The organism is Caballeronia sp. GAWG2-1 (assembly GCF_023631405.1).
In the GTDB taxonomy this organism is placed as follows: Bacteria; Pseudomonadota; Gammaproteobacteria; order Burkholderiales; family Burkholderiaceae; genus Caballeronia.
In genome coordinates this window covers 165,361-189,084 of sequence record NZ_JALQDD010000023.1, presented here as the reverse complement: position 1 = coordinate 189,084, position 23,724 = coordinate 165,361, and the positions used below count along the sequence as shown (strand labels likewise).

At 61.5% G+C, this 23,724-nt stretch carries 21 protein-coding genes and 1 pseudogene; 11 read left to right on the top strand and 11 right to left on the bottom strand.

The window, feature by feature from the left end:
* Together NCR98_RS14810 and NCR98_RS14805 are read right to left on the bottom strand one after the other, a co-directional pair.
* Positions 1-78, bottom strand: a pseudogene (locus tag NCR98_RS14810) (succinate dehydrogenase, cytochrome b556 subunit); the annotation flags it as partial.
* A gap of 179 nt (positions 79-257) precedes the next feature.
* Positions 258-1,049: a GntR family transcriptional regulator gene (locus NCR98_RS14805; protein WP_244829106.1), complete on the bottom strand. Its 792-nt coding sequence runs from the start codon at positions 1,047-1,049 to the stop codon at positions 258-260.
* A 613-nt stretch (positions 1,050-1,662) separates the two neighbouring features.
* Between NCR98_RS14805 and NCR98_RS14800 the strand changes: the two genes are divergently transcribed.
* From NCR98_RS14800 to acnA, 6 genes are all read left to right on the top strand, one after another.
* Positions 1,663-2,649: a malate dehydrogenase gene (locus tag NCR98_RS14800; RefSeq protein WP_250493087.1), complete on the top strand. Its 987-nt coding sequence runs from the start codon at positions 1,663-1,665 to the stop codon at positions 2,647-2,649.
* 182 nt (positions 2,650-2,831) lie between these two features.
* On the top strand, positions 2,832-3,842 hold the full coding sequence (locus NCR98_RS14795) for an HpcH/HpaI aldolase/citrate lyase family protein (protein ID WP_250526531.1): 1,011 nt from the start codon (positions 2,832-2,834) through the stop codon (positions 3,840-3,842).
* 94 nt (positions 3,843-3,936) lie between these two features.
* Positions 3,937-5,112 (top strand): bifunctional 2-methylcitrate synthase/citrate synthase, encoded by a 1,176-nt coding sequence (prpC, locus tag NCR98_RS14790; RefSeq protein WP_250466472.1) that lies wholly within the window; start codon positions 3,937-3,939, stop codon positions 5,110-5,112.
* An 85-nt stretch (positions 5,113-5,197) separates the two neighbouring features.
* On the top strand, positions 5,198-5,707 hold the full coding sequence (locus NCR98_RS14785) for a hypothetical protein (protein ID WP_244829743.1): 510 nt from the start codon (positions 5,198-5,200) through the stop codon (positions 5,705-5,707).
* A gap of 29 nt (positions 5,708-5,736) precedes the next feature.
* Positions 5,737-7,188: a bifunctional 2-methylcitrate dehydratase/aconitate hydratase gene (locus NCR98_RS14780; protein ID WP_244829102.1), complete on the top strand. Its 1,452-nt coding sequence runs from the start codon at positions 5,737-5,739 to the stop codon at positions 7,186-7,188.
* Positions 7,189-7,293: 105 nt separating this feature from the next.
* On the top strand, positions 7,294-10,011 hold the full coding sequence (gene acnA / locus NCR98_RS14775; protein ID WP_244829101.1) for an aconitate hydratase AcnA: 2,718 nt from the start codon (positions 7,294-7,296) through the stop codon (positions 10,009-10,011).
* Positions 10,012-10,095: 84 nt separating this feature from the next.
* Here the strand turns inward: acnA and NCR98_RS14770 are convergent, their stop codons facing one another.
* Positions 10,096-10,422, bottom strand: coding sequence for a DUF2917 domain-containing protein (locus tag NCR98_RS14770; RefSeq protein WP_250526530.1), 327 nt, complete (start codon positions 10,420-10,422; stop codon positions 10,096-10,098).
* 318 nt (positions 10,423-10,740) lie between these two features.
* Between NCR98_RS14770 and NCR98_RS14765 the strand changes: the two genes are divergently transcribed.
* Positions 10,741-12,159, top strand: coding sequence for an aminotransferase-like domain-containing protein (locus tag NCR98_RS14765; RefSeq protein ID WP_250526529.1), 1,419 nt, complete (start codon positions 10,741-10,743; stop codon positions 12,157-12,159).
* Here NCR98_RS14765 and NCR98_RS14760 read toward each other — a convergent pair.
* Together NCR98_RS14760 and NCR98_RS14755 are read right to left on the bottom strand one after the other, a co-directional pair.
* The gene (locus NCR98_RS14760; RefSeq protein ID WP_250526528.1) at positions 12,156-12,962 is read right to left on the bottom strand and encodes an NAD(P)-dependent oxidoreductase; all 807 of its coding nucleotides are present in this window, start codon (positions 12,960-12,962) and stop codon (positions 12,156-12,158) included. The genes NCR98_RS14765 and NCR98_RS14760 overlap by 4 nt on opposite strands.
* A 51-nt stretch (positions 12,963-13,013) precedes the next feature.
* Positions 13,014-14,465 carry an NAD-dependent succinate-semialdehyde dehydrogenase gene (locus tag NCR98_RS14755; RefSeq protein ID WP_250493082.1) on the bottom strand — a complete coding sequence of 484 codons (1,452 nt, stop codon included), beginning with the start codon at positions 14,463-14,465 and terminating at the stop codon, positions 13,014-13,016.
* Between the two features lie 130 nt (positions 14,466-14,595).
* Here NCR98_RS14755 and NCR98_RS14750 point away from each other — a divergent pair, with 130 nt between their 5' ends.
* Entirely contained in the window at positions 14,596-15,012 is a 417-nt protein-coding gene (locus NCR98_RS14750) for a MarR family winged helix-turn-helix transcriptional regulator (RefSeq protein ID WP_244829096.1), read from the top strand.
* A 46-nt stretch (positions 15,013-15,058) separates the two neighbouring features.
* On the opposite strand, the gene NCR98_RS14745 is transcribed toward NCR98_RS14750, so the two are convergent.
* From NCR98_RS14745 to NCR98_RS14730, 4 genes are all read right to left on the bottom strand, one after another.
* Positions 15,059-15,670: a hypothetical protein gene (locus NCR98_RS14745; RefSeq protein ID WP_244829095.1), complete on the bottom strand. Its 612-nt coding sequence runs from the start codon at positions 15,668-15,670 to the stop codon at positions 15,059-15,061.
* Positions 15,671-15,714: 44 nt separating this feature from the next.
* On the bottom strand, positions 15,715-16,488 hold the full coding sequence (locus NCR98_RS14740; protein ID WP_250526527.1) for a molybdopterin-dependent oxidoreductase: 774 nt from the start codon (positions 16,486-16,488) through the stop codon (positions 15,715-15,717).
* 3 nt (positions 16,489-16,491) lie between these two features.
* A complete protein-coding gene (locus NCR98_RS14735) occupies positions 16,492-17,013 on the bottom strand; it encodes a cytochrome b/b6 domain-containing protein (protein WP_250466476.1) in 522 nt (173 codons plus the stop codon).
* A gap of 88 nt (positions 17,014-17,101) precedes the next feature.
* A complete protein-coding gene (locus tag NCR98_RS14730; protein WP_250526526.1) occupies positions 17,102-17,242 on the bottom strand; it encodes a hypothetical protein in 141 nt (46 codons plus the stop codon).
* Here NCR98_RS14730 and NCR98_RS14725 point away from each other — a divergent pair.
* The 3 genes from NCR98_RS14725 (at position 17,241) to NCR98_RS14715 (ending at position 20,740) form a co-directional block, all read left to right on the top strand.
* Positions 17,241-17,912 carry a heavy metal response regulator transcription factor gene (locus NCR98_RS14725; RefSeq protein WP_250526525.1) on the top strand — a complete coding sequence of 224 codons (672 nt, stop codon included), beginning with the start codon at positions 17,241-17,243 and terminating at the stop codon, positions 17,910-17,912. The two genes, NCR98_RS14730 and NCR98_RS14725, sit on opposite strands and share 2 nt — an antisense overlap.
* Positions 17,909-19,348 (top strand): heavy metal sensor histidine kinase, encoded by a 1,440-nt coding sequence (locus NCR98_RS14720; protein WP_250493080.1) that lies wholly within the window; start codon positions 17,909-17,911, stop codon positions 19,346-19,348. The genes NCR98_RS14725 and NCR98_RS14720 overlap by 4 nt, the downstream gene beginning before the upstream one ends.
* 222 nt (positions 19,349-19,570) lie before the next feature.
* Positions 19,571-20,740: a porin gene (locus tag NCR98_RS14715; RefSeq protein ID WP_250526524.1), complete on the top strand. Its 1,170-nt coding sequence runs from the start codon at positions 19,571-19,573 to the stop codon at positions 20,738-20,740.
* A 54-nt stretch (positions 20,741-20,794) separates the two neighbouring features.
* Here the strand turns inward: NCR98_RS14715 and NCR98_RS14710 are convergent, their stop codons facing one another.
* A complete protein-coding gene (locus tag NCR98_RS14710; protein ID WP_250526523.1) occupies positions 20,795-22,597 on the bottom strand; it encodes an FAD-dependent oxidoreductase in 1,803 nt (600 codons plus the stop codon).
* Positions 22,594-23,718: a DedA family protein/thiosulfate sulfurtransferase GlpE gene (locus NCR98_RS14705; protein ID WP_370652223.1), complete on the bottom strand. Its 1,125-nt coding sequence runs from the start codon at positions 23,716-23,718 to the stop codon at positions 22,594-22,596. Before NCR98_RS14705 ends, NCR98_RS14710 begins: the two co-directional genes overlap by 4 nt.
* Between the last annotated feature and the right edge of the window lie 6 nt (positions 23,719-23,724).

Genomic DNA, 23,724 nt, shown 5'->3' with positions numbered 1-23,724 from the left:
CGGCAAGCGATACTTCGCGAGTTGACCAAGCCCGATGTTCCGGAACTCGGGCCTTGGTTTTTTTACGGCTTCAGCCATGCTAGACCCCAACTTGTTATTACACCAATCCGCGATTTTAGCGCCTTTTTATTCCGCGCTGCAGCGAAAACCGGCCTAAAACACTCTTCTAAGGCGTGTAAGAAAAGAGTATCCCTTACGTGCTTGCGCGAAACTTACGCACTGCTTGCCACCCTGCATTTCCCGCCTGCCTTCGACGCTCAACTCAAGTCGTTCTGATAGTAATACCCGGTCGTGACATACCAGCCGCGCCGCACTTCGACCGGCCGGTCGCCATACGTATAGGAGACGCGTTCGACCGACAGCAGCGGAAAGTCCGGTTTCACATCGAGCAGGCGCGCGACCGCTGGGTCAGCGGCGACGGCGCGGATCTTCTCTGTCGCACGAATCATGCGCGTACCGAACTCCGTCTCGAACATTGCGTAGAGCGGACCCTTGTAATCGGCGAGACGCTCGGCGGTCAGGCCGCGAAAGACCGCGCCGGGCAGCCAGATTTCATCGAAAACGGTCGTCACGCCATCAAACTGCAACAGGCGCTTGATAAGAACGACAGGGTCGGCCGGTTTCAGATCGAGTTGACGCGCGATTTCAGCGGGCGCGCGCAGACGCTTGCATTCGAGCAGGCGGCTGACGTGGGGATGAGCGTCGCCGTCGTCGGGCAACAAGCGCAGGAAGCGGAACTGGACGCGGTCTTCATTGTGCGTCGCAACAAACGTGCCCTTGCCTTGGCGGCGCACGAGCAGATTGTCGGCGGCGAGTTCGTCGATGGCCTTGCGGACGGTGCCCTGGCTGACTTTGTAGCGCGCGGCGAGTTCGACCTCGCTCGGGATGATTTCGCCGGGCTTCCATTCACCCGTTTCGAGCCCCTGCGTGATGAGCGATTTGATTTGCTGATATAGCGGACTGAACGTAGGCGACGACGTACTCGCGGCAGCCTCAGCCGCGCTCGCGCTGCCGTTCGGGTTCGTCGTGCTCGCCGGGTTCGAATTCATGCCGCGCATTTCAACACAAAGCCGCGCCGTGCGTCCAGAGCTTTCCCTGAGAATCCTATGTCTTATATAAGACATAAGATAGTGTTGACTTTGCTTGTGACGAACCCTACACTCCTTGTCGAGCAAGGGTTTGCGGGTTGTCGTAACACCGGAAACCGAGCTGACCGGCGCGTTTGTCCTGGCGGTTTTCGCCAGATGCCGTCAGTTCTTCGGCCGCGCGACATACCGCCAGGCACGCCCTTTCGCTTTCGCCTTACGCCGATCGACCACTCGATTCGCGCGCCGCTGCCTGCCTATCGCCTCGCAACGTCAAGCGCCGTCTCGTATGGGCGCGTTGCCGTTGGACCCAAGCGAATTTCGCGTCCTTCAAGAAACCTCCCGCAAGCAACTCGCTCGAACGAGAGATTCATGGCATGACAGTCACGCCGCGCCCGTCGGTGCGCCGCTCGCCTTGGCGCCAATACAGGCGCGAAGCCGCATCGGCAGGACATTGGCCGGGCGTTCCCACGCTTCGCGGGCGGCATGGCAGGCATGTCTTTCATCAACGCTTTGCGTAACGCGCATAAAATGGCGCTTTCCCTAGCGTTCCACGCACCGTCCAGGAGAGTTATCAATGGCTAAGTCCGCAAAGCGCGTTGCCGTCACCGGCGCCGCAGGTCAAATCGGCTACTCGCTGCTGTTCCGTATCGCCAATGGCGATCTGCTCGGCAAAGACCAGCCCGTGATTCTTCAGTTGCTCGATTTGCCGCAAGCGCAAGGCGCAGTCAAGGGCGTCGTGATGGAACTGGAAGACTGCGCGTTCCCGCTGCTCGCAGGCGTGGTCGTCACGGACGACCCCAAAGTCGCGTTCAAGGACGCCGACGTCGCGCTGCTGGTCGGTGCGCGTCCGCGCTCGAAAGGCATGGAGCGTAAGGACCTCTTGTCGGCCAACGCCGAAATCTTCACGGTTCAGGGCAAGGCGCTCAACGAAGTCGCAAGCCGCGACGTCAAGGTTCTCGTGGTCGGCAACCCGGCCAACACGAACGCCTATATCGCGATGAAGTCGGCGCCGGATCTGCCGAAGAAGAACTTCACCGCCATGCTGCGCCTGGACCACAACCGCGCGCTGTCGCAGCTGGCGGCCAAGTCGGGCAAGCCGGTCGCATCGATCGAAAAACTGGCTGTGTGGGGCAACCACTCGCCGACCATGTACCCCGACTTCCGCTTCGCCACCGCGGCGGGCGACGATCTGACGAAGCTCATCAACGACGACGAATGGAACCGCAACACGTTCATCCCGACCGTCGGCAAGCGCGGTGCGGCGATCATCGAAGCGCGCGGGCTGTCGTCGGCGGCATCGGCGGCTAACGCTGCAATCGACCACGTACGCGACTGGGTGCTCGGCACCAATGGCAAGTGGGTCACCATGGGCATTCCGTCGGACGGCTCGTACGGCATTCCGGAAGACATCATCTACGGTGTGCCCGTCACGTGCGAAAACGGCGAGTACAAGCGCGTGGAAGGCCTGGAAATCGACGCGTTCTCGCGCGAAAAAATGGACGGCACGCTGAACGAACTGCTAGAAGAGCGCGACGGCGTGGCGCATTTGCTGGGCAAGTAATTTTAAGTATCGCGGGGAAGCCGGGAGGCTTCCCGCTGGCGCGAATGCATCCGATGCATCGCGCCTGATTCGAACGCGTTTGGAGCTTGCCGTGCTTTCACGGAAGCAGCCCGAGCGCGGCCGAATCAGAAGCATTGAGCAAGATCGACATCCTTTTCCCCCAATTGGACCCGACGCCGACGATGCGCGCTCTCACCCCCGCCGAAGTGCTGTTTGACGGCGACCCGCAGCCTGCTGTCCTGCCGCCCTGCGATCACTACGCGGGCAGCGAAAAGCTGATGAAGAAGTCGCTCGCGTTGCAGGCGCAACTCGGGCCGGTCTTCGACATCACGCTCGATTGCGAGGACGGTGCGGAAGTAGGCCGCGAGGCGGAGCATGCGGAACTCGTCGCGTCGTTCGTCGGCGGCGAGGAAGACCGCTTCGGGCGCGTGGGCGTGCGCATTCACGACTTCAATCACCGCGCGTGGCGCGACGACGTGCGCATCATCCTGCGCCACGCGAGGAAAGCGCCTGCCTTCGTCATGCTGCCGAAAGTCCGCAGCGTCTTCGACGCCGCCGAGATGGTGGCTTTCGTCGAGGCATCGCGTTGCGAGTTCGGCATCGAGAAACCGGTGCCTTGTCATTTGCTGATCGAAACGCATGGCGCGCTTCGCGAAGCCTTCGAGCTCGCGGCGCTGCCCGGCGTCGAATCGCTGAGCTTCGGTCTGATGGACTTCGTTTCGGCGCACAACGGCGCCATTCCAGATACCGCCATGCGCTCGCCCGGCCAGTTCGAACATCCGCTCGTGCGGCGCGCGAAGCTGGAAATCGCGGCGGCGTGTCACGCACACGGCAAGGTGCCGTCCCACAACGTATCGACGGAAGTGCGCGACATGGGCATCGTGGCGAACGACGCCGGGCGCGCGCGCAACGAGTTCGGCTATACGCGCATGTGGAGCATTCATCCGGAGCAGATACGGCCTGTCGTCGAAGCCTTCTCGCCACGTGCCGATGAAATCGCGCTCGCCGCCGAGATACTGCTTGGCGCACAACGCGCGCAGTGGGGCCCAACGCGTCACCGCGATACCTTGCACGATCGCGCGAGCTATCGCTATTACTGGTCGGTGCTGCGGCGCGCCGAAGCCACCGGCCAGGCAATGCCAAGCGATTACGCGTCGCTCTTCGCCACGCCGGCGCAAGGCGGCAACGCATGACAGAGCATTTGCAGCACGCGCGCGAGCGGTTACGCAGCGCGCGTTTCAAGAAGAAGTAACGCACGCCCTGAGCGTTGAAAGGAGACTTGAAGCAATGAGCGATACCGTATCGACCGACGCACCCGCCGCAGCGGGCGCATTCAAGCCAAAGAAATCCGTCGCGCTTTCGGGCGTGACCGCGGGCAACACCGCGTTGTGCACAGTCGGCAAGACCGGCAACGACCTGCACTATCGCGGCTACGACATTCTCGATGTCGCGACCACCAGCGAGTTCGAGGAGATCGCTTATCTGCTCGTGCATGGCAAGCTGCCGAACGTCGCCGAGTTGAAGGCGTACAAGACAAAACTCAAGGCTTTGCGCGGCTTGCCCGCAAACCTCAAGGCCGCGCTCGAATGGATTCCGGCGTCCGCGCACCCCATGGACGTCATGCGCACCGGCGTATCCATGCTCGGCACCATCCTGCCCGAAAAAGACGATCACAACGTTCCCGGCGCGAAGGATATCGCCGACAAACTGATGGCCTCGCTCGGTTCGATGCTGCTCTACTGGTATCACTACTCGCACAACGGCAAGCGCATCGAAGTCGAAACTGACGACGACTCCATCGGCGGACACTTTCTGCATTTGCTGCATGGCGTGGAGCCCTCGAAATCGTGGGTCGAAGCCATGCACGTATCGCTCAATCTTTACGCTGAACATGAGTTCAATGCATCCACGTTCACGACTCGCGTGATCGCGGGCACGGGCTCGGACATGTATTCGGCGATCGTGGGTGGCATTGGCGCATTGCGCGGCCCGAAACATGGCGGCGCCAATGAAGTCGCGTTCGAAATTCAATCGCGCTATCAGACGCCCGACGAAGCCGAGTCCGATATTCGCGCACGCGTCGAGAAGAAGGAAGTTGTGATCGGCTTCGGTCATCCGGTCTATACCATCTCCGATCCGCGTAACAAGGTCATCAAGGAAGTCGCGAAGAAGCTCTCGAAGGAAGCGGGCGACAACAAGCTTTTCAGCATCGCCGAACGGCTCGAATCCGTGATGGCCGACGCAAAGAAAATGTTCCCCAACCTCGACTGGTTCAGCGCGGTTTCGTATCACATGATGGGCGTGCCCACGGCCATGTTCACGCCGCTCTTCGTCATCTCGCGCACGGCGGGATGGAGCGCGCACATCATCGAGCAACGCATCGACAACAAAATCATCCGGCCGAGTGCGAACTACACGGGTCCCGATAATTTGAAGTTCACGCCACTAAATAAGCGAAAATAGCGGACTGCGCGATCGAATTTCGCGAGGACGAAATTCACTCCGCGCGGCAACCGTTACCAACCTCCATGTTTTGAAAGGTTTTTCGATGAATAAACTCCTGATCGCTGCAATCGTCGGCACACTGGCTACCACCAGCGTGTTCGTCAGTGCCGACGCCTTCGCCGCGACGACCACCACGGACTCGAAGGCGGCAAAGGCCAAACGCCCGGCTCCGGCACGTCGACTCATCAAGCGCTCACCCAAGGCCGAAGCGGCCGCGGCAGCGAAGACCGACCCGATTCCCGAAGGCGCCGTCAAGTGGACCTGTAAGGAAGGCGCGTCTTTCTATCTGAAAGGCGACATGAAGCGTGACACTATCGTCACCGTGAATTGGGCCAAGAAGGACTACAAGCTGCCCCGTCAGGACACCACGACCGGCGCCGATCGTTTCCACGATGCGGCAACGGGCATGGATCTCGTCGTGATCCCGTCGAAGGCAATGCTGTTCTCCGACAAAGATTCGTCGCGCCTGGCCGACGAGTGCATGACCGCCGAAATGGCTGCGGGCGCAACCGCTCCCACGCAGTCGGAAGCGTTGTTCAAGAAGGCCGAATAACAAAGTCTGCAATCAAACAGGAATCCTCGATGTCCGCACCGATCTCGAACGTCCGGCCAGAGCCGGATCAGGTACTCGTCGACATAGTCGACTACGTTCTCAACTATCGCGTCGAGAGCACGCTTGCGCTGGAAACCGCGCGCAACTGCCTGATCGACACCCTCGGCTGCGGACTCGAAGCCCTTTCGTACCCTGCCTGCACCAAGCTGATGGGACCGATCGTGCCCGGCACGATCGTCCCCAACGGCGCGAAGGTGCCTGGCACCCAGTTTCAGCTCGACCCGGTTCAGGCCGCCTTCAACATCGGCGCCATGATCCGCTGGCTCGACTTCAACGACACATGGCTCGCCGCCGAATGGGGCCATCCGTCGGACAACCTGGGCGGCATTCTCGCCACCGCTGACTGGCTGTCACGTAACGCAATCGCCACCGGCAAGAAGCCGCTCGCCATGAAAGACGTGCTGATCGCCATGGTCAAGGCGCACGAAATTCAAGGCTGTATCGCGCTGGAAAACTCGTTCAACAAGGTCGGGCTCGATCACGTGCTGCTGGTCAAGCTCGCGTCCACAGCGGTCGTCGGTCAGTTGATCGGCCTCTCACGCGACGAACTCATCAACGCGGTGTCGCTCGCTTTCGTCGATGGTCATTCGCTGCGTACATATCGCCACGCGCCGAACACGGGTTCGCGCAAGTCGTGGGCCGCGGGCGACGCGACCTCGCGCGCCGTGCGTCTCGCGCTGATCGCGAAGACCGGCGAAATGGGCTATCCGTCGGTCTTGACCACGAAGACCTGGGGCTTCTACGACGTGCTCTTCAAGGGCAACGACTTCAAGTTCCAGCGCCCGTACGGCTCGTATGTCATGGAGAACGTGCTCTTTAAGATTTCGTTCCCGGCCGAATTCCATTCGCAAACCGCCGTCGAAGCCGCCATGACGCTGCACGGCAAGCTGAAGGAAGCGGGCAAGAGTGTCGAAGATATCGCGAAGATCACCATTCGCACGCACGAAGCGGCTATCCGCATCATCGACAAGAAGGGACCGCTCAACAATCCGGCCGACCGCGATCACTGCATTCAGTACATGATCGCCGTGCCGCTCATCCACGGCCGTCTCACCGCCGCCGATTACGAAGATTCGATCGCGCAGGATCCGCGCATCGACACCTTGCGCGCGAAGATGGAATGTGTGGAAGACCCGCAATACACGACCGATTACCACGACCCTGAGAAGCGCTCGATTGCGAACGCGCTCACCGTCGAGTTCACGGACGGTTCGAAGCTCGATGAAATCGCGGTGGAATATCCGATCGGTCACAAGCGCCGCCGCGAGGACGGCATTCCGCTGCTCGTCGAGAAGTTCAAGACCAATCTCGCGCGCCGGTTCCCGCAAAAACAGCAACAGGCGATCCTCGCGGTATCGCTCGATCAGGCAAAGCTCGAAGCCATGCCGGTCAATGAATACGTCGATTTGTATGTGATCTAGCGCCTGGAGCCGGTGCGCGCGTGCCGGCGCGTCAAACCAGGCACGACCCGGTTTCAGATTCAGGAAACGTTGCATCAAACCCAGATCAGCCCAAGGAAAATAACCATGGCCCACAATCTTCACAATACGCTCAAAGAATTCGACAGTGGTTCCGGCAAAGGCAAGTTCTACTCGCTGCCGCAACTCGGCGAAGCCCTGAAGGTCAAGATCGAACGTCTGCCGGTGTCTATCCGGCTGGTGCTCGAATCCGTGCTGCGCAATTACGACGGCAAGAAGATTTCCGAAGAGCACATCGAGCAACTCGTGAACTGGAAACCGACTGCAGCCCGCGTCGATGAAATCCCGTTCGTCGTCGCGCGCGTCGTGCTGCAGGATTTCACCGGCGTGCCCCTGCTCGCCGACATCGCCGCCATGCGCGGTGTGGCCGAACGCGCGGGCAAGGACCCGAAGGCAATCGAGCCGCTCGTGCCGGTGGATCTCGTCGTCGATCACTCGGTGCAGATCGATCACTTCCGCGAGCCGAACGCGCTCGACCTGAACATGAAGCTGGAGTTTCAGCGCAATAACGAGCGCTACCAGTTCATGAAGTGGGGCATGCAGGCGTTCGACACGTTCAAGGTCGTGCCGCCGGGCGTGGGTATCGTCCACCAGGTGAATCTGGAGTATCTCGCACGCGGCGTGCACAAGAAGACCGAAGGCAACGACACGGTCTACTACCCGGACACGCTCGTCGGCACCGACAGCCACACGACGATGATCAACGGCATCGGCGTGGTGGGCTGGGGCGTGGGCGGCATCGAAGCGGAAGCGGGCATGCTCGGCCAGCCGGTGTATTTCCTCACGCCGGATGTCGTCGGCGTCGAGTTGAAGGGCAAGCTGCGCGAAGGCTGCACGGCAACCGACCTCGTCTTGACCATCACGGAAATGCTGCGCAAGGAGAAGGTCGTCGGCAAGTTCGTCGAGTTCTTCGGCGAAGGCACGGCTTCCATCGCGGTGCCGGACCGCGCGACCATCGGCAACATGGCGCCGGAATACGGCGCCACCATGGGCTTCTTCCCGGTCGATGAAAAAACCATCGACTACTTCAAGGGCACGGGCCGTACCGACGCCGAAATCTCCGCCTTCGAAAACTACTTCAGGGCGCAGAAGCTGTGGGGCGTGCCGAAGGCCGGCGACATCGACTTCACGAAGACGCTGACGCTGGATCTGTCCACCGTCGCGCCGTCGCTGGCGGGTCCGAAGCGCCCGCAAGACCGTATCGAAATCGGCAATGTGAAGAGCACGTTTACCGACCTCTTCTCGAAGCCGGTCGGCGAAAACGGCTTTGCCAAGAAGCCCGCCGATCTGACCGCCGACTACAAGACCGCCGATGGCGTCGACGTGAAGAACGGCGACGTGCTGATCGCCGCGATCACGTCGTGCACGAACACGTCGAACCCGAGCGTGCTGCTGGCCGCCGGTCTGCTGGCCAAGAAAGCGGTCGAGGCCGGTTTGACGGTGGCGCCGCATATCAAGACGTCGCTGGCACCGGGATCGCGTATCGTCACCGAATATCTGACGAAGACCGATCTCCTGCAGTATCTGGACAAGCTCGGCTTTACGCTCGCCGCTTACGGTTGCACGACGTGTATCGGCAATGCGGGCGACCTGACGCCGGAGCTGAACGACGCCATCGTGAAGAACGATATCGTCGCGGCCGCCGTCCTGTCGGGCAACCGCAACTTCGAAGCGCGTATTCACCCGAACATCCGCGCCAACTTCCTGGCTTCGCCGCCGCTGGTGGTCGCTTATGCCATCGCGGGCAACATCACGCGCGACCTCATGACCGAGCCGGTCGGCAAGGGCAAGGACGGGCACGACGTGTATCTCGGCGACATCTGGCCGACGAGCGAGGAAGTGCATTCGCTGCTCAAGTACGCGCTCAACGCCGAAGCCTTCCGCGAGAACTACTCGCAGCTTACGAAGGATGGCGACCTGTGGAGCAAGATCGCGGGCGAAACCGGTCAGGTCTATGACTGGCCGAAGTCGACGTATATCGCGGAGCCGCCGTTCTTCGGCCACGACTTCTCGATGACCCCGGCCGACTCAATCCCCGCCGTGAAGGGCGCACGCGCGCTCGGCATCTTCGGCGACTCGGTCACGACCGACCACATCAGCCCGGCAGGTTCAATCAAGGAAACGTCGCCGGCGGGCGTGTGGCTGAAGGCGAACGGCGTGCAGAAGGCCGACTTCAACAGCTACGGCTCGCGTCGCGGCAACCACGACGTGATGATGCGCGGCACTTTCGCCAACGTGCGTATCAAGAACCTGATGATTCCGCTGAAGGAAGATGGCACGCGCGTGGAAGGTGGCCTGACGATCCATCAACCGAGCGGCGAACAGTTGTCCATCTACGACGCCGCGATGAAGTACATCGGCGACAACACGCAGACCGTGATCTTCGCGGGCGAGGAATACGGCACGGGTTCGTCGCGCGACTGGGCGGCGAAAGGCACGCAACTGCTCGGCGTGAAAGCCGTGGTGGCGCGCAGCTTCGAGCGTATCCATCGTTCGAACCTGGTCGGCATGGGTGTGTTGCCGCTGCAGTTCAAGGGTACGGACAGCGTGCAGACGCTCGGCATCACGGGCGAAGAGACGTACGATATCGAAGGTCTGGGCGACGACTTTAAGCCGCAGCAAGAAGTGACGCTCGTGATCCATCGGAAGGACGGCAAGGAAGATCGCGTGCAGGTGCTGCTGCGTATCGACACGCCGATCGAAGTCGACTACTACAAGCACGGCGGCATTCTGCCGTTCGTGTTGCGCTCGCTGCTGGCGGCGTAAGCGAGTAGTCTGTAGCTTTGCAGGTGACCGCGCTCGAAAGAGCGCGGGAACATTGGACCCGGCCTCGGCCGGGTTTTTTTTCGACTATGCCTTCGAGATCGCCGCACCGGAAGGCGCCGTGCGGCGCGCGAGCCACGCGCGGGCTGCGTCGATCAAGCGCCTCGATGTGGTCGTCGGCGTGGAAACCGACGCCAGCGAAAGAGCGCTTTCGTCCCGCGCGCCGCTTACCCAGATCGTCGAGAACGGCTGAAGTTCGACGCACTCGCCCGCATCGAGCCAGAAATCGCCGGCGTCGCCTTCGATGGTCAGCCAGATCTGGCCACGCGTAGCGCGCAGCGTTTGCGGCCGGTCGATAAACCAGCTAGTCGGCGCATCGCGCCCGTCGAGTTCAAAAGTCCTGATTTCACGCATGATGCCGCTCCCTGTCGCTCGATCGCCTGATCGCTTGATGGATGCTGCGAATGTAAAAGCGTGTCGCAGCCGTTAAGCGTATTATTCGGCCAGTGCCGAACATCTAGAATGAACACTTGCGTACAGTTACACAGGAACTGTATAGCCAGAAATACCGAACACTTCTAAGTGAATAATTTTGTCCGTATTCGCTCAGAACAGTGTGGATGGCCGTTTGGCCTAGTTGACGGCGCTTTTCGGATGCGTTCGAATACTTCAAATCACTCCGCAAACACTTGATCGCAACTGTTCACGCTGTTCGACCGAACACTTAAAACGATGAACGCACTTCCGCTAAATATCGATGGCGCCACGGGCGTGCCGCTGACCGAGCAGATCGTCAGCCAAATCGAAACCATGATCCGCTCGCGCCGCGTGCTGGCGGGCGCGAAACTGCCGTCGATCCGGCAACTTGCGACCGAACAGAGCATCAGCCGCTTTCCGGTGATCGAAGCGTACGACCGTCTTGCGTCGCGCGGGCTGATCCAGCCGCGTCACGGTTCGGGCTTTTACGTGGCGAATCATGTGGACGAACACGCGCGCGACGCTGGCAATTGCGACCCGCGTCTCGCGGAAGAGGAGTCGAGCCAGATCCTCGCGCAGTTCAACTATCCCGGCGAGACGCTCAAGCTGTCGAGCGGCTTCATTCCCGAGGCATGGCGCGATGTCGATGGTCTCACGCAGGCGGTGCGACAGGCGTCGCGCGCGGACATCGCAAGCGTGATCGATTACGCCATTCCGCACGGCGACACGAACCTGCGCCAGCAGATCCAGATGCGCCTCAACACGCTCGGCATCAACGCGGATTTGCCCAATGTGATGATCACGAGCGGCGCGAGTCAGGCGCTCGATCTCGTCGTGCGCTACATGCTCAAGCCCGGTGATACGGTATTCGTCGAAGATCCCGGCTACTACAATCTGTTTGGCTTGCTGAAGCTGCAAGGCGTGCGGCTCGTCGGCGTGCCGCGTCTGGCCAACGGGCCGGATGTCGAGATGGCCGAAGCGCTTCTGAAGCAGCACACGCCCAAATTGTTCTTCGTGAACACCGTGTTCCAGAACCCGACGGCGACCAACATCGCGCCGCAAATCGCTTTCAGGCTGCTGCAACTTGCGACGCAGCACGGCTTCACTATCGTGGAAGACGACATTTATGCGGATTTTCAAACCGTGCCGACGCAACGACTCGCATCGCTCGATCAGTTCGACCGCGTGATTTATGTGGGCGGCTTGTCGAAGACGCTGTCGTCGTCGCTGCGAATCGGCTATCTCGCGGCCAATCGCGAGCTCGTGAAGAATCTCGTCGATGTGAAAGTGCTGACGAGCCTCGGCGGCACGCGCTTCGCCGAGAGCGTTGCGGCAAGTCTGCTGGAACGCGGCACGTACAGGAAGTATCTCGAACGGCTGCGCAAGCGCGTGCGCGATTCGCTTTCGAGCGCGGTGCAGCAGTTGGAGAGCTACGGCTGGGACGTATTCGATCAACCGAGCGGCGGCAATTTCGTCTGGGCGAAGGTACCGGGTATCGAAGACTCGACGAAGCTCGTGAGTGAAGCGCTGAAGTTCGGCGTTACGCTGGCGCCGGGGAATTACTATCGGCCGAACGGCGAGGCGTGCGCGTGGGTGCGCATCAACTCGGCATACGCAGGCGACCGGCGCGCCGCACGCTTTTTCGAACACATGACGCAGACGGCCAGGGCTTAACGCTCGAAGAACTGCTTGAGCGCGTCGGTGGCGTCCTTGTCCTGGGCCAGGCGTTCGTAAAGACCGGCCGCGCCTTCATAGATGCGATGCTCGGCATGTTCGTCGCCGATAAAGCCCGCGATCTCTTCCATCTCCGCGACCCATCGATACGCCTTGGGCGGCATGCGCGGCACGCTATTCGCAAGCCATTTGGCGAGCTCGGGCTGACTCGCCGATAACTCGTCGAAGAGCGCATCGCCCGCGCCATTGCGAAGCGCGGCGAGCGACATGGCCGCGCCGATCGCGGTCAATCCCTTCGTGATTCCCGCATACGACATCTTGAGCGCCGAAGCCGCGCCGACAGGACCATCGAGCACCTGTACGTCGAGGCCCGCATCGGCGAGTGCGAGCGTACGGTGCGCTTGCGGTCCCGACACATAGAACTTTGGCGCGGATGGCAAACCGATGATCGCGCCATCGACAAACGGAACGTCGAGCGCTTCTGCCACGCGCTTGACCGTCGCCGGACTGACCGCGTTGCAATCGACGTAGAGAGGCTTACGGGCGGCCCGCGCAAGCACGGGCGCCAGACGGTGCGCCGATTCGACCGCCACCGCGGGCGGCACGATCGATAGAATGAAATCGCACTCGGCGAAGCGGTCGGGACTTGCGTCTTCGATCCCCGCCTCGCGCGCGCGAGCGATGCTGGCCTCGCTGCGCCCTTCGAGTATCGTCAAGACACGCGCGCCCTTCTGCGTCAGCCTGTGGCCGACAGCCGCGCCCATGCTGCCCGCGCCGAGCAAACCCACGACCGTTCGCGTCACCTGCTTCTCCTGTCGATGCGCGAGCGTTGTGATAACGCCCGCGCGTTTCCATCAACGATGCTCGGTCACGAACTTGGTGACGAGATACGCTTCCATCGCCTCGCTGCCGCCTTCCGAACCGTAGCCCGAATCCTTCACACCGCCGAACGGCGTTTCAGGCAAGGCAAGCCCGTGGTGGTTGATCGACAGCATGCCGCTTTCGATATCGTCCGATACCGCCGCCGCGGTCGCCGCCGAACTCGTGTACGCATAAGCGGCGAGACCGTAAGGCAAGCGATTCGCTTCGGCGATGACTTCGTCGTACGACTTGAACGAGGCGATAGGCGCAATCGGGCCGAACGGCTCTTCGGTCATGATGCGCGCGTTCATGGGCACGTCCACCAGCACGGTCGGCGCGAAGAAGTAACCTTCGCGGCCCACGCGTTCGCCACCCGTCAGCACCTTTGCGCCGTGCTCGCGGGCATCGGCGACGAGGCGTTCCATGGCTTCGAGACGGCGGCCGTTGGCGAGCGGGCCCATTTGCACGCCGTCGTCGAGACCGTTGCCGACCTTCACCGCGCTCGCCGTCGCGACGAAGTGATGCACAAACTCTTCATACGCCGCCTCTTCGACGAGAAAGCGCGTAGGCGAGATACACACCTGACCGGCGTTGCGGAACTTGGCCGATGCCAGCATTTTCGCCGCGCGCGGCACGTCCGCGTCCTTGAAGACGATAGCGGGCGCATGTCCGCCGAGCTCCATGGTCACGCGCTTCATATGCTCGCCCGCCAGCGATGCGAGCAGCTTGCCCACCGGCGTGGAACCCGTGAACGAAATCTTGCGGATGGCCGGATGCGCGATCAAATATTTCGATACATCCGCCGGCACGCCGAACACGAGATTCAGCACGCCCTTGGGCAAACCCGCATCGGCATAAGCCTGCACGAGCGCCGCGCAACTCGCGGGCGTTTCCTCCGGTCCCTTCAACACGACCGAGCAGCCCGAGGCCAGCGCCGCCGACACCTTGCGCACCGCCTGATTGATCGGGAAGTTCCACGGTGTGAAAGCGGCCACGGGACCGACGGGCTCGCGCGTCACGATCTGGCGCACCGCGTCCGAACGCGACGGAATCACGCGGCCATACGTGCGGCGCCCTTCTTCGGCAAACCATTCGATGATGTCCGCAGCCGACAGCGTCTCGATGCGCGCTTCCCCGAGCGGCTTGCCCTGCTCCATCGACATGATGGCGGCGATCTGCTCCGCGCGGTCGCGGATGTTCTGCGCGGCGCGACGCATCAGTTTGCTGCGCTCGTACGGCGAAACCTTGCGCCATTCCTTGAAGCCACGCGCGGCGGCATCGGCGGCAAGCGAGAGTTCGTCGATGCCCGCGAGCGCCAGACGGCCGATTTCCGCTTCGCTCGCGGGATTGATCACGGCGGTGTCGCGCGAGCCGGCGCGCCATTCGCCATCGATAAAAAGTTGTGTGTTCGGATATGACGGAAGGTCGGAACGCGTATTGCTCATGCATGTTCTCCTGACGAGTGGTTCGCGGCAAACGACGATGTTAACCCGAGCCCGTAAAATCTGCTGACCCGTCCGTCGACGACACACGGATAGTTGCAGAGCAAATCAATTCGATTCAAAGGAAAGCCGCATGTTCGACCAATGCCTTTACTTCAACACCACGGCGCTTGCACGCACATTGGAGCGCGAGTGGACGAAAGCGTTCAAGCCGTTCGGCCTTACGCCGTCACAAGGCTTCATGCTGCGCGCGATCGTCGAGCATCCCGGCTTGCTGCAGGGCGAGCTTGCCGATGCGCTCGCCATTTCGCGACCCACGGCCACGCGCACGCTGGACGGCTTACAAAAGCTCGGCTTGGTCGAACGCTGGTCGACCGACAGGGATGGACGCGAGGCATCGATTCATCCGACAGCCGCGGCGCCTGCGCTGATGAAGCGCATTGGCTCGATGAGCTCGGAGGTCACGAAGCGCATGAGGCGCAAACTCGGGTCTGCGCACTTCGACGAGACGGTGTCGAACGTGAGAGACGTGCGCGCGAGTCTGGAATGAAAACGCCCGCTTTGAAGCGGGCGCGGGTCTTACGTTACATCGAAGCTTACATCGGCGGAGCGACGCCGTCCTTTTCCACGACGATACGCTGCGCGGCAAAGTCGCCACCTGCCGGACTCGCCACGACGAACACCTTCTTGCCAGGCTTCAGGTCGTCATGCGAAGCGGGCGCGAAGGTCACGACCGGCACGTTCGGCGGCACGGTGACAGCGTTCGAGCCGCCCTTGTACGACAGCTTGAGATCGCGTCCGCTCGTGCCTTGCACGACCTGATCGACGTTCGCGTTGGTCATCGAGCTTTGCGGGCCGAGGTCCCACGCGTAGTGGCCTTCACCCGTGCCGCGTGCCGCTTCCGGAAACACCAGCACCTCGGTTGCGGTCATCTTGCCGTCGGTGCCCGTGGTCGCGGCCGTGCCGACGAACTGACCCGGCTTGATGTCTTCGAGCTTGATGTTCTTGAGCGCCGTGACTGGCGTGTCGGCCTTCACCGCGACCTTGACCGTGTCGCCGCTACGCCGATGCACCGTCATCGTGTCGCCGGACAGGGACACGATATCGCCGCGAATACGCGTGGGTTTGGCAGCGGGCGTCTGCGCGAAGGCCGCGCTCGTGAGTGCGAGCGCCGCGATGCTGACGCCGAGTTTCATGCGAATCGACATGGATTCTCCTTTGGTATCGATAAGGGTCAAGCGAAGAGACTTCTTCAGGAACCGCCGAACCAGTTATAGCCCTGGTTCTCCCAGTAGCCGCCGGGGTAATCGTTGGTCACGGTGATCGCGACGATATGCTTCGGATTCTTGTAGCCGAGCTTGGTCGGCATGCGCAGCTTCATCGGAAAACCGTATTTGGGCGGCAAGGTCTGACCGTCGTAGCTGAGCGTGAGCAAGGTTTGTGCATGCAGCGCGGTCGGCATGTCGATGCTGGTCGAGTAATTGTCCGCACAGTGAAAGGCCACGTATTTCGCGGTCGTATCCGCGCCTGCATGCAGCAGAAAATTCGCGAAGCGCACGCCGCCCCACTTGCCTATGGCACTCCATCCTTCAATGCAAATGTGCCGTGTCACCTGGCTCTCTTGCGGCATGGCATGAAGCTCATCGAGCGTCCAGATACGCTTGCCTTTGACCAGGCCGCCGACCTGCAGCTTGTAGCTCGAAGCGTCCACTTCGGGCACTTCGTCGATGTCGTAGAACGCGTTGAAGGGAAACGGACGCGTAATCATCGAATCGGGATAAGTCGGCGCGAGTTGCTTGGGATCGAAGAGCAACGCCTGCATGTCGTCGTTGAAGGACGAGATCTTGCGCAGCATCGCGTTGACGGATTTGTCGTCGGTGATGTTGCAGCCGGACAGCATCGCGAGACCGCCGAGCGAAAGAATGCGCTTGCCGAATAAACGGCGCGCGGGGGCTTTTAATTCCTTCGCCGCATCTTTAACGATGAGTTCGGCGTCCGTTCGTGTTTTAAAAAGCTTGAGCGACATGAATCAACGTCCCTTGATCATCAACACGAGCGAACGCGGCACGAGCGCGACCATGGCGACATGCACGACGAAGAACGCCACCAGGAAGCTCATGCCGAGGAAATGCACGACGCGTGCGTTGTCGTAGCCGCCCATCAGCGCGCGCAAAAGCGGGAACTGCACCGACTTCCACACGACGAGGCCCGACAGAATGATGACGACGATATCCACCATGACCGCAAGATACGCGAATTTTTGCACGGCGTTGTAGCGCGTGAGATCGTCGTGACCGAGCTTGCCGCGTACGGCGGCAATGCCATCGGCAATGATGCTTTTGATGCTGAGCGGAAACATGCGCTCGCGCAGACGGCCCGTCGCAACGTTCATCCCGACATAGACGATGAAGTTCGCCACGAGCAGCCACATGGCCGCGAAATGCCATTGCAGCGCACCGCCGAGCCAGCCGCCGAGCGTGATGGCCGGATAAAACGTGAACGCTTTGAAGATCGGCGATGCGTTGTAGATTTGCCAGCCGCTCGTCACCATGATGAGTATGGCGAAGGCATTGACCCAATGTGTGATGCGAAGCCAAAGCGGCTGCACGGAATGTCGCGAATTGTTCTGCACGTCTTTCTCACGGAGCAAACACAGGACCGATGTTAGCCAGCACACTCTGATCGATCCATGACGCGTCGATGACTTTTTTGTCATTTTCGACGGACCGTTCAAGCGCACTGGCAAAATGACGGCAATACAAAGCAAGAATGCCGCGCATGACCATCCTCGTTATAGAAGACGATCGCAAGACCGGAGACTACCTGAAAAAAGGGCTGATCGAGTCCGGGTATCAGGTCGATCTCGTGCGCAACGGCACCGACGGTCTGCATCAGGCGCTGGCGAACTCTTACGAGCTGATCGTGCTCGACGTGATGCTGCCCGGCATCGACGGATGGCAGGTTATGTCGGCGTTGCGCGCGAAACGTGACTTGCCTGTCATCTTTCTCACGGCCCGCGACCACGTCACGGACCGTATCCACGGTCTCGAACTCGGCGCGGACGACTATCTCGTCAAGCCCTTTTCCTTCACCGAACTCGTGCTGCGCATTCGCACGCTCTTGCGTCGCGGCGTGATGCGCGAATCGGACATGTTCCAGATTGCCGATCTCCACGTCGATGTGCTGCGCCGCAAGGTGACGCGCAAGGGCATGGATATCGCGTTGACGAACAAGGAATTCGCGCTGCTGCATCTCTTTTGCAAGCATCAGGGCGAGGCGTTGTCCCGCACGCAGATTGCCTCGGAAGTGTGGGACATGAATTTCGATAGCGACACCAACGTGGTCGATGTCGCCATCAAGCGTCTGCGCGCGAAGATCGACAATCTGTTCGAACCGAAGCTGATTCATACGGTGCGCAGTATCGGCTATTCGTTTGGGGAAGAGCCTTGAACGACGCCGTCTTGCGCTGGCTGCCGCCGCAGCCGTCGCGCTCGCTTGCCGTACGTATTGCCGTGTCGTTCGTGCTGATCGTGTGCGTGGTGGTCGGCATGGTCGGCGCATCGCTCTATCACGCGACCAACTCCGCCCTCTCCACGCGTGCGGATTATCAGTTGATCGCCCGCGTCGAACACTATCGCGCGCTGCTGCACGACCTCTACACGATCAAGGAAATCGAAGCGCGGCCGCGGCTTTTCGAAACCATGCTCGGCGACCGGCAGGACGTGATCATCTTCCGACGTGCGGGCGCGGCGCCGTTCATCGCCGTCAATCCCGAGAACATGCCGCTGCCGCCGCTGCAGACCGTGCCCGTGACACGCGCAGTCGCGCTCGACGATCTTTACGAAGGCACGCGCGCCGATGGCGTGCGCATGCGCTGGCTCGGTGCGCAGGCGCGTATCGGCGAAAGCGGTGAAGTGGTTGAGATCATGGCCGCGCACGTGATGACGCAGGAAGCGCACGTGTTGTCGGCGTATCTCGTGCGCGTGTGGATCACCATGATCGCCGCCGTGCTCGTTACGATGCTGCTCGCTTACTGGGTCACGAGCCGCGGCCTGATGCCGCTCAGGCTCATGGCGGACAAAGCCGCCGAGATCGCGCCGGACAGCATGTCGGCGAGACTCGACGTCGCGCACGCGCCGCAGGAACTCCAAAGCCTCGCGGCTTCGTTCAACGCCATGCTCGACCGGCTCGAACACGGCTATGCGCGCCTCGTGCAGTTTTCCGCCGATCTCGCGCACGAACTGCGTACGCCGATTGGCGTGTTGATCGGCGAGACGCAGGTAACGCTCGCGCATGAACGCAGCGTGGCGGAGTATCGCACCGTGCTCGAATCGCATCTGGAGGAACTGGAGCGAATCGCGCGCATTGCGCAGAACATTCTGTTTCTGGCGCAAGCGGATCACGAAACGCAACGCATCGAATGCGAGAAGCTCGATATCCGCGACGAACTCGACAACCTCGCCGCTTACTTCGAAGGCATCGCGGAAGAACGGCACATCAGCTTCGATATCGAGGCAAGCGGCCAGATAGTTGCAAACGCAATCATGTGCCGCCGCGCGATCGGCAATGTGGTCGTCAATGCGGTGCGTTACGCGAGCGCAGGCACGGTCGTGCGCCTGTCAGGTCACGCGGATGCGGACGGCGCATGCATCGTCGTGGGCAATCGCGGCGCGCGTATAGAAGACGCCGAACTGGCGCGTCTCTTCGACCGCTTCTATCGTGGCGATGCGGCTCGTAGCGAGTTCACGGAGTCCAGCGGGCTCGGCCTTTCCATCGTCCAGGCAATCATGCGCATGCATGGCGGCAGCGCGTCGGCGCGTTGCACGCAGAACGGCTGGATCGAATTCGAACTGCGCTTTCCTGCCTCATCCTTGCTCAAGCTATAAAAATTCTTATAGCAAGTATTGTGGAAGAAAGGCTACAGCTTCCCCTCGAAGCGTTTACCGCTAGCTGACATTTCGCTATATTCCACGCGACATAACGATGGTGTTCATCGCGCAACGGTATGTCCGACGAAACCCTTCGGCGTGAACACAACAGCCGCACAAGCGGCGCCGCTTCGCGTGGCAAATCGTCACTCGCGAACAGCAAATAACAAGGAAAGATCGATGAAGCAGAAAATCCTGGCGCTCGCCATCCTTGGGACCTTCGGCATGGCCGCGCATGGGCAAAGCAGCGTCACGCTATACGGCCTGATCGACGCCGGTATCACCTATGCGAACAAGGTTTCGACCGGACCGAACAGCCACGACAACCTCGTGAAGTACGGCGACGGCGTTGCATCAGGCAGCCGCTGGGGTTTGCGCGGCCAGGAAGACCTGGGCGGCGGGCTCAAGGCCATCTTCGTCCTGGAAAGCGGCTTCAATAGCGGCGATGGCACGCTCGGCCAAGGCGGCGCGGAATTCGGCCGGCAAGCCTTCGTCGGTCTGTCGAAGAACGATATCGGCGCGCTGACCTTCGGTCGCCAGTATTCGTTCTCCACCGATGTCATCGGCGGCAATTACACGATGGGTAGCCAAACGCCCGCCGGCAACTATGCGTACCACATCAACGATCTGGATCAGTTGACTTCGAGCCGTATCAACAACTCGGTGAAGTTCAACAGCGCGAGCTTCTATGGCGTAACCTTCGGCGCCATGTACGGCTTTTCCAATTCGACGCAATTCGCAGGCACGCCGACCACCACGGGCGCGGGCGCGACGCAAGGTTCGTCGAGCACGTACAGCTTCGGTTTGAACTACAACCAGGGACCGTTCGGCATCGGCGCGGCGTACACCAACATCCGCTTCCCGAATGGCGCGACGCCTGCATTCAGCACGAACATCGCGAACATCGCCACGGGCGGCCTGCGCGATCTCGAAACCTATGGCGTCGGCGCGCGCTACACGTTCTCCGCGGCCACGGTCTGGGCGAACTGGACGCATACGACGTTCGAACCGCTGGTCGCGGCATCGTCGAAGTTGAACAACTACGAAATCGGCGGCAAGTACAACATCACGCCGGCGTTCAGCGCGGGTCTCGGCTATACGTTCTCGAAGCTCGACGACAACTTCGAAGGCAAATGGCATCAGATCAACGGCGCGGTGGATTACGCGTTGTCCAAGCGCACCGATGTGTATTTGCTCGGCATCTATCAGAAGGCGTCGGGCAGCAACACGGTTGCCGGCCGCAATGTGCCGGTGCAAGCGGAAATCGGCTCGTCGACGGCCTTTATCGGCCAGAGTGCCGGAGCGAACACGCAGTTCGTCACGCGTGTCGGCTTGCGGCATCGGTTCTGACCGGCTTTCGAGCCTGCCTCAAACGAAAAGCCCCGCAAATGCGGGGCTTTTTTATCAAGCAACCGGTGCAGGCACCGCCTGTCGCCGGGCGAGCAAGCCGTGTATCTGCGCGACGACCGCCGCACCCTCGCCGACCGCGGCCGCCACGCGCTTGGTCGAACTCGAGCGGACATCGCCGATGGCGAACACGCCCTGCACGCTCGTCTCCAGCATCATCACGCCTTGCGTGCGGCCCTCGTGCGCTTCCGGCCCGGTCAGCACGAAACCCTTCTTGTCCGTGTTGACGTTGCAATTGGTCAGCCAGTCCGTGTTCGGGTCCGCGCCCGTGAAGAGAAACAGATGCCGCGATTCGAGCCGCAACGGCCCCTCCGGCGTCTTGCAGACAACGGCGCTCAACATGCGATCGTCGCCTTCGAGCGAGGTAATCTCCGTATGCGTGCGCACCGTCACGTTCGGCAAGGACGCAATGCGCTCGACCAGATAATGCGACATGCTGGCCGCGAGCCCCGCGCCGCGAATCAGCACATCCACGTGCTTTGCGTGCGAAGCGAGATACACGGCCGCCTGTCCCGCCGAGTTACCGCCGCCGACCAGCACCACTTCCGAGTTCTTGCACAACTTGGCCTCGACCGGCGACGCCCAGTAATACGTGCCATGCCCTTCGTACTTTTCGAGCCCGGCGATGGCCGGCCGCCGATATGCCGCGCCCGATGCAATCACCACCGTCTGCGTCGCCACGCACGTGCCGTTCTCGAGTTCGATCCGAATGGGCGTCGCACCGCAATGCAGCGCCTTGATGCGCGTGGGAATGGCGATATGCGCGCCGAACTTCTGCGCCTGCACGAACGCGCGTCCGGCAAGCGCTTGCCCTGAAATACCGGTCGGAAAACCGAGATAGTTTTCGATACGCGAACTCGCGCCCGCTTGTCCGCCCGGCGCGCGACAGTCGAACACGGCAACCGATAATCCCTCCGACGCCGCATACACCGCCGTGGCGAGCCCGGCCGGTCCCGCGCCGACGATCGCGACATCGTAGACATGGCTCGGATCGAATTCCGGCAGCCAGCCGAGTTGCGTCGCCACCTGGTTCTCGGTCGGCGCGCGCAATACGGTGCCGTCCGGACAGATCACCAGCGGAAAGTCGGCTTTCGAAGCCGAGATGCGTTCGAGAAGCGCGATGGCATCGGGATCGGTACACGCGTCGATTACCGTGTGCGGATGGCCGTTGCGCCGCAAGAAACCTTGCAGCGAAACCAGACGCCCATCGTCGGACTGGCCGAGCAGCACCGGTCCGCTGCCTTTTTCGATCAAGCCGACGCGCCGCAGAATCAGCGCCCGCATGATGCGCTCGCCCAGTTCCGCTTCCGCGACGAGCAGCGCGCGCAGACGCTCGGGCGGGATCACCACGCCTTCGACATCCTCGGCGGCCATGCCATCGACGAGACACGGCTTGCCCGAAAGCTGCGCCACTTCCGCCAGAAAATTGCCCGGACCATGCTCGACAACCAGATGCACGCGGTCGAGCGCATCGCGCCGCGTCACGCGCACCGAACCGCTCAGCACGATCACCATGCCGCGCCCGAGATCGCCCGTGCGAAAGAGCCACTCGCCCTTGCGCCAGCGCGCCGCGCTGCCGAAGCGGCTCATGCGTTCGATCTCGTTCGCCGTGAGGATGGGGAACATCTGATGCATGCGCGAATTCAGCGGCGAATATGGCGCGTTTTCATCCGCTGCCGCAGGCTCGACGACGGTCGTCGACGGAACGACGTTCGGATCTTCCGACGACGGCACTCGCGCGCTCCATGCCACGACATTGGGCATGTCCGCGCCGTGCTCGTTGTTCGGGGTTGTACTCATGCGCGATCTCCGTGTGGAAAACCAGCTTCATGCAAGGATGCGGAGCCCGTGGATGCCGCCGTCGCGGAAGACGCCGCAGCCGATGCGCCCGGCGCCTGTTTCACGGGCCACGGGCACATTGCCGCCATCTCGGCGACTTCTTCCGGCGTGGCCGCGACGATCTGGCCGAACTCGGTCAGCTTCGCGACATCGAAGCCGGCGAGACGCCAGGCATCGAGCCCGCCCGTGAGCGGCACGACATCGTTGAAGCCCGCGTTGCGCATGGTCTTCGCCATCCACGCAGCGGATACTTCATTCGGGCACGAACAGTAGATGACGATCTTGCGCGACTTGTCGTAGTTTTCAATGATCTTCGCCAACTCGCGTTCATCGGCGAACACGGAGCCGGGAATCGTGAACGGATCGAGCATGCGCTTTTCCGGCGAGCGGATATCGAAGATCACCGGCACGGGTTCGTCGCGCATCATCGTGTAAAGCGTGTCCACGCTGATGCGCGCTTTTTCCAGCGTCGCCATGAGCGCGCGGCGACGCCACCAGCGATACGCCACATACACCGCGAGCAGCACCGCGACGACCATGATGGCCTGCCGGCCGAGCTGCGAAATCATGGCGAAGACCATTTCCAGTTCGGCCGCGAACAGCACGCCGACCGTAAGGCCAACCGTGCCCCACAGCGCAATGCCAAGACCGTCCCAGGTAATGAAGCTGCGCAGCTTCACGCCCATGGCGCCCGCGAGCGGCACGGACACGAGCGACAAACCGGGAATGAACTTCGCCACGAGCAGAATGCGCACGCCCCACCGGCCGAAGAAGCGCTCGGTTTTCTTGACGCAGGTATCGCGCGACAGCGAGAGCTTGCAGATGGTCTTGAGCGTGCGGTCGCCGTATTTGCGGCCGCCTTGGAACCAGACGAGATCGCCGATCACTCCGCCCGCGACCGCCACGCACAGAACACCGATAAGCGGTGGCCAGAACGCCGCGCCATTCACCGCCATTAGCGCGATGGACGCGCCGACGACGATCATCGTTGGCATGGCGGGCACGGGCAGCCCGAGCGCCGCGCCCATCACATTGACGAATACGATCAACGGGCCGAATCGATCGACGAGCTGGTGGAGCAACATGGG

Coding starts and splice junctions, on each gene's coding strand:
- NCR98_RS14750 (WP_244829096.1), top strand. CDS start 14,596: ATGTTCGACCAATGCCTTTACTTCAACACCACGGCGCTTGCACGCACA.
- NCR98_RS14755 (WP_250493082.1), bottom strand. CDS start 14,465: ATGAGCAATACGCGTTCCGACCTTCCGTCATATCCGAACACACAACTT.
- acnA (WP_244829101.1), top strand. CDS start 7,294: ATGGCCCACAATCTTCACAATACGCTCAAAGAATTCGACAGTGGTTCC.
- NCR98_RS14745 (WP_244829095.1), bottom strand. CDS start 15,670: ATGTCGATTCGCATGAAACTCGGCGTCAGCATCGCGGCGCTCGCACTC.
- NCR98_RS14735 (WP_250466476.1), bottom strand. CDS start 17,013: ATGGTGACGAGCGGCTGGCAAATCTACAACGCATCGCCGATCTTCAAA.
- NCR98_RS14725 (WP_250526525.1), top strand. CDS start 17,241: ATGACCATCCTCGTTATAGAAGACGATCGCAAGACCGGAGACTACCTG.
- NCR98_RS14800 (WP_250493087.1), top strand. CDS start 1,663: ATGGCTAAGTCCGCAAAGCGCGTTGCCGTCACCGGCGCCGCAGGTCAA.
- NCR98_RS14780 (WP_244829102.1), top strand. CDS start 5,737: ATGTCCGCACCGATCTCGAACGTCCGGCCAGAGCCGGATCAGGTACTC.
- NCR98_RS14710 (WP_250526523.1), bottom strand. CDS start 22,597: ATGAGTACAACCCCGAACAACGAGCACGGCGCGGACATGCCCAATGTC.
- NCR98_RS14785 (WP_244829743.1), top strand. CDS start 5,198: ATGAATAAACTCCTGATCGCTGCAATCGTCGGCACACTGGCTACCACC.
- NCR98_RS14795 (WP_250526531.1), top strand. CDS start 2,832: ATGCGCGCTCTCACCCCCGCCGAAGTGCTGTTTGACGGCGACCCGCAG.
- NCR98_RS14765 (WP_250526529.1), top strand. CDS start 10,741: ATGAACGCACTTCCGCTAAATATCGATGGCGCCACGGGCGTGCCGCTG.
- NCR98_RS14740 (WP_250526527.1), bottom strand. CDS start 16,488: ATGTCGCTCAAGCTTTTTAAAACACGAACGGACGCCGAACTCATCGTT.
- NCR98_RS14715 (WP_250526524.1), top strand. CDS start 19,571: ATGAAGCAGAAAATCCTGGCGCTCGCCATCCTTGGGACCTTCGGCATG.
- prpC (WP_250466472.1), top strand. CDS start 3,937: ATGAGCGATACCGTATCGACCGACGCACCCGCCGCAGCGGGCGCATTC.
- NCR98_RS14770 (WP_250526530.1), bottom strand. CDS start 10,422: ATGCGTGAAATCAGGACTTTTGAACTCGACGGGCGCGATGCGCCGACT.
- NCR98_RS14805 (WP_244829106.1), bottom strand. CDS start 1,049: ATGAATTCGAACCCGGCGAGCACGACGAACCCGAACGGCAGCGCGAGC.
- NCR98_RS14730 (WP_250526526.1), bottom strand. CDS start 17,242: ATGCGCGGCATTCTTGCTTTGTATTGCCGTCATTTTGCCAGTGCGCTT.